Origin of the sequence: Nostoc mirabile CHAB5784 (genome assembly GCF_020829645.1) — a bacterium.
Lineage (GTDB): Bacteria > Cyanobacteriota > Cyanobacteriia > Cyanobacteriales > Nostocaceae > Nostoc > Nostoc mirabile.
Window position 1 is genome coordinate 1 of the sequence record NZ_JAIVFS010000074.1, and the last position, 10,875, is coordinate 10,875.

13 protein-coding genes and 1 pseudogene are annotated in these 10,875 nt (G+C 41.7%); 8 read left to right on the forward strand and 6 right to left on the reverse strand.

Annotation, left to right across the window (positions count from 1 at the left end):
- The 3 genes and pseudogenes from LC653_RS31605 to LC653_RS31615 all read left to right on the forward strand — a co-directional run.
- Window positions 1-434, forward strand: a pseudogene (locus LC653_RS31605) (hypothetical protein); the annotation flags it as partial.
- Window positions 435-487: 53 nt separating this feature from the next.
- Complete coding sequence (locus tag LC653_RS31610; RefSeq protein ID WP_229498569.1) at window positions 488-766, forward strand: hypothetical protein; 279 nt, start codon at window positions 488-490, stop codon at window positions 764-766.
- Window positions 767-778: 12 nt separating this feature from the next.
- On the forward strand, window positions 779-1,225 hold the full coding sequence (locus LC653_RS31615) for an HNH endonuclease (RefSeq protein WP_229498570.1): 447 nt from the start codon (window positions 779-781) through the stop codon (window positions 1,223-1,225).
- 4 nt (window positions 1,226-1,229) lie between these two features.
- Here the strand turns inward: LC653_RS31615 and LC653_RS31620 are convergent, their stop codons facing one another.
- Complete coding sequence (locus LC653_RS31620) at window positions 1,230-1,406, reverse strand: tyrosine-type recombinase/integrase (RefSeq protein ID WP_229498571.1); 177 nt, start codon at window positions 1,404-1,406, stop codon at window positions 1,230-1,232.
- 67 nt (window positions 1,407-1,473) lie between these two features.
- Between LC653_RS31620 and LC653_RS31625 the strand changes: the two genes are divergently transcribed.
- Complete coding sequence (locus LC653_RS31625; protein ID WP_229498572.1) at window positions 1,474-1,809, forward strand: ParB-like helix-turn-helix domain-containing protein; 336 nt, start codon at window positions 1,474-1,476, stop codon at window positions 1,807-1,809.
- A gap of 180 nt (window positions 1,810-1,989) precedes the next feature.
- Here LC653_RS31625 and LC653_RS31630 read toward each other — a convergent pair whose 3' ends face one another.
- On the reverse strand, window positions 1,990-2,418 hold the full coding sequence (locus LC653_RS31630) for a hypothetical protein (RefSeq protein ID WP_229498573.1): 429 nt from the start codon (window positions 2,416-2,418) through the stop codon (window positions 1,990-1,992).
- Window positions 2,419-3,530: 1,112 nt separating this feature from the next.
- Here LC653_RS31630 and LC653_RS31635 point away from each other — a divergent pair.
- Window positions 3,531-4,445, forward strand: coding sequence for a poly-gamma-glutamate hydrolase family protein (locus LC653_RS31635; RefSeq protein WP_229498574.1), 915 nt, complete (start codon window positions 3,531-3,533; stop codon window positions 4,443-4,445).
- A gap of 18 nt (window positions 4,446-4,463) precedes the next feature.
- Here LC653_RS31635 and LC653_RS46470 read toward each other — a convergent pair whose 3' ends face one another.
- Both LC653_RS46470 and LC653_RS31640 read right to left on the reverse strand, forming a co-directional pair.
- Window positions 4,464-4,589 (reverse strand): hypothetical protein, encoded by a 126-nt coding sequence (locus tag LC653_RS46470; RefSeq protein WP_267923250.1) that lies wholly within the window; start codon window positions 4,587-4,589, stop codon window positions 4,464-4,466.
- A gap of 7 nt (window positions 4,590-4,596) precedes the next feature.
- Window positions 4,597-5,112 carry a tyrosine-type recombinase/integrase gene (locus tag LC653_RS31640; RefSeq protein WP_229498575.1) on the reverse strand — a complete coding sequence of 172 codons (516 nt, stop codon included), beginning with the start codon at window positions 5,110-5,112 and terminating at the stop codon, window positions 4,597-4,599.
- Window positions 5,113-5,184: 72 nt separating this feature from the next.
- Between LC653_RS31640 and LC653_RS31645 the strand changes: the two genes are divergently transcribed.
- Entirely contained in the window at window positions 5,185-5,700 is a 516-nt protein-coding gene (locus tag LC653_RS31645) for a helix-turn-helix domain-containing protein (RefSeq protein ID WP_229498576.1), read from the forward strand.
- Window positions 5,701-6,232: 532 nt separating this feature from the next.
- Window positions 6,233-8,059 (forward strand): AAA family ATPase, encoded by a 1,827-nt coding sequence (locus tag LC653_RS31650; RefSeq protein WP_229498577.1) that lies wholly within the window; start codon window positions 6,233-6,235, stop codon window positions 8,057-8,059.
- Window positions 8,060-8,198: 139 nt separating this feature from the next.
- On the opposite strand, the gene LC653_RS31655 is transcribed toward LC653_RS31650, so the two are convergent.
- Both LC653_RS31655 and LC653_RS31660 read right to left on the reverse strand, forming a co-directional pair.
- Window positions 8,199-9,266 (reverse strand): PDDEXK nuclease domain-containing protein, encoded by a 1,068-nt coding sequence (locus tag LC653_RS31655; RefSeq protein ID WP_229498578.1) that lies wholly within the window; start codon window positions 9,264-9,266, stop codon window positions 8,199-8,201.
- Window positions 9,267-9,825: 559 nt separating this feature from the next.
- Window positions 9,826-10,407 (reverse strand): tyrosine-type recombinase/integrase, encoded by a 582-nt coding sequence (locus LC653_RS31660; RefSeq protein WP_190733844.1) that lies wholly within the window; start codon window positions 10,405-10,407, stop codon window positions 9,826-9,828.
- Window positions 10,408-10,657: 250 nt separating this feature from the next.
- Between LC653_RS31660 and LC653_RS31665 the strand changes: the two genes are divergently transcribed.
- Window positions 10,658-10,870, forward strand: coding sequence for a hypothetical protein (locus LC653_RS31665; protein ID WP_229498579.1), 213 nt, complete (start codon window positions 10,658-10,660; stop codon window positions 10,868-10,870).
- Window positions 10,871-10,875 lie beyond the last annotated feature (5 nt).

Here is a 10,875-nt window from a genome sequence, read left to right on the forward strand (position 1 = left end):
ATTGGCAGGCTAAATTAATAAGAGCTAGAGCTAGGGATGAAGAAAGGCTCAAGGATTATTACAACACGATTAGCGACTCGATTCGCAACAAGATTGAGTTAAAAAAATTGATTGGTGATGAACTAGATTTGGAATTAGCACGAATTGAAGCCACTAATAGAGAGTTAGAGAGAAAATTATTAGATATCCAAGAGCGTTATGCAATGAGTGTAGAAGCTTGGTTGCACAGTGCAATGATTATCCATCTCCCTACGGTACATATTCAGTGTGAGTTGCAACGAAAGAAAGTAAAACGGACTGTAACAGCAGTTTGGAATCCGTTCACTAAAATTATTGAGCCGCTACGCTGTGAATTATCAGGAGAACCTGTTTACAATTTCTATTTAGATGATCAATCAGCCAAAATTATCTCACCGACAGTTTGGAGAAAGTAATTGGTGAGATTTACTCTACTAAAATGAAGACTGTATATTTTGAGATAGATGCCATGACAACCAATTTACCTATGAAATTGTCACACTTGCCCAGCAGTTTGCCATTAGATGGTGCTGTCCGCATCGAGCTAGTAGAAGGAGTGCCGATATTTCGAGCTTCCAGCTTAGTACAGGGGCGAATTGAAGCATTATTAATTAAACAAAAAGAATCTGCACTTACTTTAGAGGAAGAAAAAGAATTAGATGAATATGAAGAATTAGACGATTATCTGAGTTTGGTGAATCGGATACTCAGAAATTCATCGCTAACTCAAAACCAAAGTGAATCATAGGGAATTAGAGATTTGTCTGCGAATCGTTACATTAGTGAAGCTACTCAAAATCAAGTACGACAACGAGCCAAGTTTCTGTGCGAATATTGTCACGCATCGGAACAATGGCAATATGTTTCCTTCACTGTAGACCATGTAATTCCTCTTACCAAAGGTGGTGCTAATTCAATTGATAATTTAGCTTTGGCTTGTTTTCATTGCAATCGCCAAAAATCAGATAAACTTAAATCCTTTGATGAAAAGTCGTTATCTGAAGTACCTTTATTCAATCCTCGCACTGATAGTTGGCCAGAACACTTTATTTGGTCAACAGATACACTCTTGATTATCGGCTTGACACCAACAGGACGCGCCACAGTCGTAGCATTAGCATTCAACCGAGCCAGAATAATTAATATTCGCGCTGCTGATAGAGAAATTGGGCGGCATCCACCACCAGATGACCCAATTCAAAATTGAAAATTCAAAACGGCTCAGACCATCGCTTAACTAAAACCTCCCCAGAACTCCTATCAGGGCTAACGTGCAGATATTTACTCGTGGTATCCAAACTTGTATGCCCCAAAGTAGCCTGTACCAAATGCACTGGAACACCTTCATCTAATGCGTGGGTTGACAAAGCCCTCGGTAAATAGGACATTAATTTGGTCGGGTGTGAGGATTTCTGCCCTGCCGAACCGGTTTATTTTCATACGTTCTAGCCTACATTGTCTAATTTGCCAGAAGATATCCTTGATGCACTCTTGGATGGTTCAATTGAGTATACCAAAGCCAAAGCCATCGCCCAAATTCCCAAGTTGAATAAGCGCGTTGACTTTTTAGAACAAGCTATTGCTCAAAACTGGTCTTTAAGCGAAATCAGACAGCGTATTAGTGAAAAGAAAGCCGCAGCCTCTACCCCAAACACCGAGTCGAACAATTACAAAGAGCGCTTTACTGCTGCGACTACCAAACTAAGAAAGTCGCGTATTTGGTCAGACCCCAAGAAGCGCAAGCTTCTTGAAAAACTACTTGCACAACTGGAGACGCTGACTGTTGAGTAAGCTCAGGTTGCTCCTTACTCATCATCATCTTCAAAAAGCTTTGGATGTCTCTTACCCCATGTAGAACACGAATGACTGTAGAAAATTAGATAATTCCCTAGCGGAAAACTCCGCTTTCTTTGGCGCTTTGGAATCACGCTATATCTACGCCCTGTTGAAGCGTTCCGGTGCAGCGAAAGGTTAGCCTGCGTTGATTAATCCGATGAAGAAAAGGAACCAAGCGATAATAATCGAGATAGGAATCCCATAGCTTGGAATTCTTCCCAAAATACTTGATGTAGAAGTGCCAAAAGCTTGCGAATACTCCAAATAGTCCAAATTCTGTTTCCATCTTGTTTTGATACTTTTAATCGATAGATGAGCAGCATGAACTCCAATCAAAGCTAAAAACGCTACAACAATTCCGATAGTCGGTATCACATTTCTAAACACTATACGTATCGCCTGCTCCGTATTCTTATTGGCAACTAGAGCAATTGTGGCAAAAAGAAAGCCTTGAAATGTAAGCATCCAGGAGATTCGGTTATTGATTAGGCTTAGTTCTCTTTCAAGTTGTCGCACAGCGATATCGTAAAACACCTTAGTGGATAATATTTTTTCTTGTTGCATAGTCCTTACTTAATCTCCTAACTTAATCTCCTACACCAATTAAGCCAACCAAAAGTGCGTTCGACAACAAGGGCGTTTGACTCTTGGACAAAACCTTTTTTCTCCAAAAGTCAAACGCTCATCAGGTGCTGATGTCTACAAATTTCAGTATAAATACTGTAAAATTTTTTACAATTTATCCTGACTTTGAAAACATCCTCTTACTATGAATATTCATTTTGAGATAAGTAAATTCCAGAAATTCTGTGTGAGGGCAGTTCTCCTAAACGAATGTGTGCTAACTCCCTTTACACATTACGAAATGTAAACCAGTATGCAAGTTGTGGTGCATAATCTAGAACCCAATCACCGAAACAGCTTTCCTCTTCTGCTCCGGTGTGACCTCCAGATAACGCTGCAACGTCCCCAGGTCGCTGTGGCCAGAAATTTATTGAATAGTTCTCAAGATCGGTTAGTTGACGATAGCTATCAAAGCAAGATAAGATAGTCGCACAGTATAGAAGCATTTATTTATGAACTGCTATCTTCTACACTTGCGAATATGTAGCTCCCCAGAATAGACGGGAGTAAGTGTAGGCTAAGGATTTTAGTATTTTACTAAAGCAAAGCTGGTAAAACTACCTTCTCCCGTAGTAACAATTCTACGCGGGTGAGACTTGGTAGTCAGCGGAGTCTTATAAACTCTGTCCTCCAGATTAGAGGCGTTGAGTCGGTTCAATTCCGGCCACCCGTACTGATCAGCACAAGGTGGCGATTTTATTTTCTGGATCTCTCCAATAGAAGCAACAGGTATGGTTGGGGTATGAGTAGCATTCGCGCAGAAAACGGGGTTAAGAGATATTACATGAGTAAGACAAGCATTTCATGAGTAAGACAAGCATTTTTAGAAGCGGAAACCCTTATTTTCTCGTTAAGTAGTGACTCGATGATCGCTAAAAGTCAATGATCTTCGTTGTCGGGAGAATCCTTACCTAATAAGGCTTTTAAGCTTAACCCGGTTTTCTGTTCTGATGATACTCATACCCCAAGAATTAAAGTTTCTTAAAAATTAGTTCCTTTGAGAGCATCAATAATTTATATTGCCCGCATGACAACTTTCAAGGAATTTAAGGATGGAAAATCAATACTTCAAACGACTTTTATGTATTCTGCTAGGGACGATTCTTATTATTTTTACTTCCCTTGCTCTATCTAGTCCAGTACAGGCTGATGATTTTGGATGTTTTGAAAAAGGAGCTAACTCAGAACAATGTAAGGGAGGAAAGCCTATATTAGCTAATTCATGTTCTGGCTCTAATTCTGAATTTAGATGTTGTGAGGGAGATGACAAAGATTATGATATTTCTTCTAAAAATAGAAATAGTGATGTCACGGTTTTAGCCATACATGGCGGACTGATTGAACCCGACACTAGCTTCATTAGTCGGGAATTAGCAGATCGTTACAAATGGAATTATTATATTTTTTCAGGACATGGACGCGAACAATGTTTGAAAGGCCGTGAAGGTTCACCTGAAGAAAGAAATTTTAAGCGGTTACATATTACCTCAACTCGCTTCAATCATCAAAAAGCTCTTGACTTAGTTAGCTCTCATCCCCAGTCCGTCGCTATTCACGGCTATAATCCAAAACGGAGAAAGTACCCTAAAGGAGTCATTTGCGTTGGCGGTAAAAACGAAAGCCAAGTTGAAGCTTTCATTAACTATGTCAAAGTCAACAGTTCAATCTTTACTGACGCAGGTGGTTATGAACTGCAACCAATTAATGCTGCTGAACCAAAAGACGATGATGACGGCTTCTGCATTGAGCCAAAGCCACCTTTAAGCGGTATTAACAAGTTCAACATCGTCAATAGAAACTGTACAGGGAAGGGGCTACAACTCGAACTTAGCAACCTTATGCGGGCTGACTTAGCCAATGAGGATGAATTGCGTTTCAAGGCTTTAGATGACATTATCTATGGAGCAATTAAAGAAGCTATGGATATCAGCTCAAGTAATTGTTCAGAAAGTATGGAATCGAGTTAAGAAATTGTTTATGAGAGATTAGGTAGCATAAATCCCCTCTACCGCCATCCCTATGTCAAATAAATATTTAGCAGTGAAAGTAGTGCTATCGATATTTAATATAAGCCCCTGCCCAAGCTTGATTTTGCGTTGATTTTTTTCCATACATTATTCAAAAATCCAAAGCAGAGATAGCGTTCTGCTTCTGCTTCTCAGTTACACCCAGATATCGCTCCAAAGCTGCCAAAGTCCGATGTCCCGATATCTCCTGAATGTGGCGCAACGGTATCCCGGCATCGCTCATCCTGGTTAACGCAGTTCTCCGAAAGCTGTGGGTACTAACGCCCTCAATCCCCAGCCGCACACAGGTATCTCTGAGGATTTTGTCAGCACTGACCTTATGGATATGTAAGAGTCCATGCCGACCGGGAAACAAGAACTCTTTGCGGCGATTGGGATTGTACTCTTCTAAATACTGCTTGAGCTTGGGATGCACTTGGATTTCCCTGGTGTCTCGCTTGCCTTTGGTGTTGACACTGCGTAGTACTAACACACCTCTGACACCATTGCTGCCAAACACATCTTTCACCGCCAACGTGCAAGCCTCGTTGATTCGGCAAGCAGCATAGAGGCACACGCCGAACAGAGCGCGATGGCGTAACCGCCCGCCGTAGGCGATCGCTCTCACCCACCCTGACTAACATCGTCAAATGTCGCCACAGTATATGCTAGGATGACGGCGAGTTTTGGCGGTAATTCCATGAATAAACAGGATGCAGCAGACTTTCTTGGCGTGAGTGTCCGCGCCCTTGAGCGTTATGTGCAGCAAGGGCGTATCAGTGTTAAGTACGAGAAAGGGAAAACTCGCCCCACTGCCAACTTTGACCAAACCGAGCTAGAAGCATTTAAGGAAGAACTGAACCAACCGACCGTAAAACCTGCCTTTGAATCTCGCCAAATAGCGACAGAGCAAGAGCAACAGACAGGTAAATTAGTGCATCAATCTGGCGAGATTACGGAATTTGGCGAGGTTGGGGTAATTGATAAGTTATCCTCAATCATTGAAGCGTTGTTGGGTAGAGGCGACAATCAGCTAGTAGTGCCGATTGCCGATAAGCTGCTACTGACTATTGCAGAGGCACAAGCGCTAACTGGGCTGTCCAGAGAATTCCTGCGAGACGCAATTACTAAAGGCGAGTTAAAAGCCAAAGTAATTGGCAAGGGCTGGCGAGTTAAACGCAGTGACCTACAAGAGTACGTTGACAAGCTGTTTTGATTCTCGCCAAATTACGACAGGGTAAACCTCGCCAGTAGCGTAGAGTATATTACGGTATTTGAAACAGTGGCTATATTTGACGTGATTGCACTTGGCCACACCTGAGAACTGTGCTTGCACCTTATAAAGTGGAATAATCTTTGCTTGAGATACATGACCGTAATTGCACTGATTATCTCGTATGTCCAATTGATAAATACCGCAAAAACACGGTTACGTTGATTTGTGCTTCTGATCAAAACTGCACTCATCCAGTTGATTAAGGTATATTCATGACCCGCTCTGCAATGCCGATTATCCGAGTGAATCTGGAGAGAGCAAAACAAATAGGGATTAAGTCGTCAGAAATGACTTTACCTGCAACTGTTAAAGATGTGTTGATTTGAGCTGAAAACTTACAGAGTTTGAAATTCCCTCAAAGGTTTTGTTGGAAGCGATAGCCATTGCTGCTTAGGTTATAGCTCAAGGCGATGTTTGAAATTTATTTAGAGATAAGCCAATATTAGTTTCAGAGAATGGCAGAGAGTAGAGAATGAAGCTAAATCTAATTTATGCAAAAGATATTCCACCTGTAAAGCAATTTTTTGTTGATAAACTATCTAATGTTGTAGTGATAGCAGGCCCTAATGGTGTTGGTAAAACACGTCTAATTCAAGGGTTACTACAAGCATTTCAATCAAATGGTAGTTACCTTAATATTCGTTTGATTATTGAGGCAACTGCAAAGTCTGAATCTGAACAGTGGGGTAAGGATTTTCTTGACACATCTATTGCAGAGGATAGTCAAAAACTGGCAATAACCTTACAACAAAATCGCAGCCGAACTAGATGGGTAAGCAGTGTTATTCAATTTGAGAGTAATCGAACAATTCAACAGATTCAGCCATATAGCTTTACTTGGGATATTATAGATCCTTGGGAGGAGTTAATAGGCTGGAATTACAGTTTTTATGAATTGAAGAATAGATTTCAAGATACACTACATTCATTATTCCGCAAAGTGCAAAGTAGGCGTAATGAAATAGCTAGAAAGGCAGAGATTCTGATCAAGCAAGGAGAACGAACAATGAGTCTGGATTTTCCAGATCCTCTCCTGCCTTTCAAAAATGCATTCAGTCAGTTGCTTGCTCCAAAAGAGCTTCTTGAACCTGAAGCAAGGCAACAAGAACTTTTCTATTCTTATGAGGGTCAGCAGTTTCCCCTCAGTAGCCTTAGCTCAGGTGAACGAGAAGTTGTAAACATTATATTTGATTTTTTACTTCGTAATCCTTCCCATTCGATCATTATTTTCGATGAGCCAGAACTACATTTACACCCGGAACTTAGCTATAAGTTGCTACAAACTATACAAACGATAGGTAATAATAATCAATTTATTTATTGCACACACTCTCCTGATATTATCACTGCATCTTTGGAAAATTCTGTAATATTTATAGCCCCTCCAATAGGAACAACATCAAACCAAGCAATTCTCGTTAGAGAAGATGACGAAACACACGAAGCACTTCAAAAAATCGGTCAATCAATCGGAATTGTTGCTTTGGGTAAAAAGCTTGTGCTGGTTGAGGGCAGTGATTCTAGTCTTGATAAGCAGGTGTATGGTGCAATTCTGAAAAATAAGTTTCCTAATCTTGTTTTAGTTCCTAGTGGTGGTAAAGAGGTTATCACTTCATTCTCATCAATAATAACTTCTATTTTGGAGCGTACTATCTGGGGTGTAGAGTTCTTTATGTTGTGTGATCGTGATGCTGTACCATTATCAGTATCTACAAGCTCTCTCGAAGATGCTGGAAAGGGGCGATTCAAGATTTTGAAATGTTATCACTTAGAGAATTATTTTTTAGATGAAAAGGTGTTAGCTGGAGTTTTCTCTATGATGGAGCGAGAAGATTCATGGCTTTGTAATCCTGACAAAATTCGGCTAAGGTTAAGAGAAATTGCAAAAAAAATGATTCCTTATACTGCTGCGCTTATTGAATCAGCAAAATATCGAAGTCTAGTCGGTAATTTGGATATTATGCCTAAAGGTTGTCATGACAAGTCTTCTAGTGAGCTTGCAGTATTGATTCAAGAGCGCACTCAAGCAGAAAGAAAAAGGATTGTTGAAATTATAAATGATGATGATATAAAAGCTTCAGTGATGAGAACTGTCGAAAATCTGCAACAGAGTCTAGAAAATGACACTGACGATTGGAAAAGTACTATACCTGGCAAACAGTTGTTTAATAGATTTGCATCTGAGACAAAGATTGATACAGGTCGCCTCAAAACACTTTATTTACGAGAAGCAGATAACCATTCTCCATATCCTTTTGCAGATATAGTTGCTATTTTTGAACAGTTTGCACGTATGTAACAAGCATCTTAGCCACTCGCTTTTCGACAGCACCCGTGAGCGGCTGTTTACCCTCAGTTGATTGGTGCAGAGTATATGCTCGGTATTTACTGACAAATAAAAGCACAATTCAAAAGAGAATACCACGTATTTTTCGTGATTAAGTCTCTAGTCTCCCCTGCTTCTGCTTTTCAAGTTCAGCAGCAGCCGTATCTAGCTCCATCTCCAGTTGTTCCACCATAGGCATAATACCTTTTAGCTGTTCGGGAACGTCTTTTCCTATCTTATGTGTAGAAACGCCGATAGGCTGTGTCATTCCTTGGAGTGCAAGTTCGGCAATAGTCTTGTTTTTAGACTTGCAAAGAATGATGCCGATGGTGGGCTGATCATCAGGATGCCGCAGAATAGCGTTCACTGCGGACACATAGAAGTTCATTTTTCCAGAAAATTCCGGCTGAAATTCCACCATTTTAAGGTCGATGATGACAAAGCAGCGAAGCTTGAGGTGATAAAACAGGAGGTCAAGTCGGTATTCCTGTCCGCTGACCTCAATAGGATACTGGCTTCCCACGAACGAGAAACCTGCTCCCAGTTCCAGGAGAAAGTCACGAATGCGATCCACAAGCGCCCGCTCCAAATCCCTTTCCTGCGCTTCTTTGCTTAATGTCAGGAAGTCAAAATGATACGGGTCTTTAATAAGTTGCTGCGCCAAATCGGATTGGGGTTTAGGCAAGGTCTGGCTAAAGTTGGTGACTGCACTCCCCTGGCGTGAATACAGACGGCTCTCAATCTGCATCTCCAGGATGGCGCGGCTCCAGCCGTTTTGGATAGTTTGCTGGATGTACCAAACCCTCTGCTCCGGTGCTTTTACGCGATCCAGCAAAACGCAGTTATGAAACCAGGGAATTTGTCCAGCAGCCTGCTGGACAAATTGCTCGTCAGGATAGGCTGACGCGAAAGCCCGCATATAAAGCAGGTTTGTACGGGAGAACCCCTTTATCTCCGGGAACTCCCGTTTTAAATCCTTAGCTATGCGCTCAATTACTTTAGTTCCCCACCCTTCATCCTGCTGGCGTTGTAGAATCTCCCTGCCGATCTGCCAATAAAGCAGCACTAATTCCTGGTTAACAGCAAGTGCCGCCCGCACCTGCGCGGTACGAATGCGCTGTTTAAGGATGCTTAGAAAAGCATCATAGTTGCTCAGTTCAGGAAAAAGGGAATCGGTCACTCGTAGAAGAACGTATCAAGCAGTTACTGTATTGTACATGAACTGTAGTAACCGACGCTGCGTGAATAGGCAATCATTTATACGTGTTCAACACTTAAAACCTAATGCCTCCTGTATTGCTTAACTGATAAGAGTTACGCTCCCTTATCCGCTAAACCTATAGAGAGACTTAAATATAAGCCTGCCAAATTTCTCCCGTGTTTCTCAATCGTTTTCTGTCTGCAAGGGGAACGGTTAAAACGGTTTTTTCATTGGAGGCATTTTGCACTAGTTCACCCAGCCTAGCATATTTTGTGATCCAAAATCAAGCTACCCTGGCAGGACACAAGCCTGCAATCAAAATACAAAGCGGCTTTGGAGATAACCCAAAGCCTCTGTAAAGATTGAGAAAATTAATCAGACTAGCGCTTCACCGGATAGCCCTACTCAGCACGGCAGAAAGCATCTAATGCTTCCCGCACCGCAGCTGCCTTCACACTACCCCAATTAAAATGGCTCAGACCACGCCTTCAATGCCCAGCCGCACACAGGTATTCGACGCGATTATCAGTTAATTTCATTACTCATCAATCGTGTTCCACTTGATGCCAGAAAAGCGTTTGGAATTTACTTTGGTATATTTTTCCGTGTGGCGGATGTCCCTGTGCCCCAAAAATTCCTGAATAAACCTCGTACTATGACCCTCATTCACAAGGTAGTAACCGCAAGCATGGCGTAACTGGTGCGGATGGATTTTGATGTTTAACAGAGCTACTTCCCCCAACCTGGTCAACAATCTTTGTACTGCCGCCGACGTTAACCTCTCTCCCCTTTCCCCAATAAAAACGTAATTACCACCAATATTTAATTCCTTTAATTCTTTCAATGCCTCGATTTCATCCACAGGCAACGGATGCACCCCGCTATCACTGCCTTTTTTGCGCGTGATAAAAATCTCCTCATCTAAAAACGAAATCGCATCCCATCGCAAATCGCAAGCTTCCGACACCCGCAGCCCGTGGCGAAATATTAACAGTATCAACGCATAATTCCTCACCTTGTACCGTCCGTAAACTTTTGCCGCTCGCAGTATGCTGTTTACCTCACGTACTGTAAGATATTCCCGTGACCTGTAATCCTCATTCTTACGACGTACCAGCATTTTGGCTATTTGCAACTGTTCGTATTATACGGTTAATTACGAACACTTCCTATTCTCCCAAACCCTGATGCTTTCGTGAATAGCCGCACCGAAAATTACCTCAGTTAAGTCAAACTTATCTTTCAAGCACCGAAAATTTCTCTACACAGGGCAATTGATAATCCTGGCTTATATATATTGATGAGTGGCTTGCCTGACTTGTCTATACTCGCTTCTATACCCCTGGTTGATAAATCGTTGCTATCAATGCGTGATATCAACTGTGGGCTACAGCTTCAGCCGCACTTGCTTAACGGAAATGTACAGGTCAGGGATGCCACTGAAGGCGATTCTGGAAATTTCTGGCAACAGAACCTTGTCGGCGGAGCAAAAATACTTAGAGGTGCTAGATGAGGATTTGGAATCGGCTGTCTACATTGGTCATTTTGCAGTGATTCATGACTTAAAACTGACTTATTACTGAGTTAC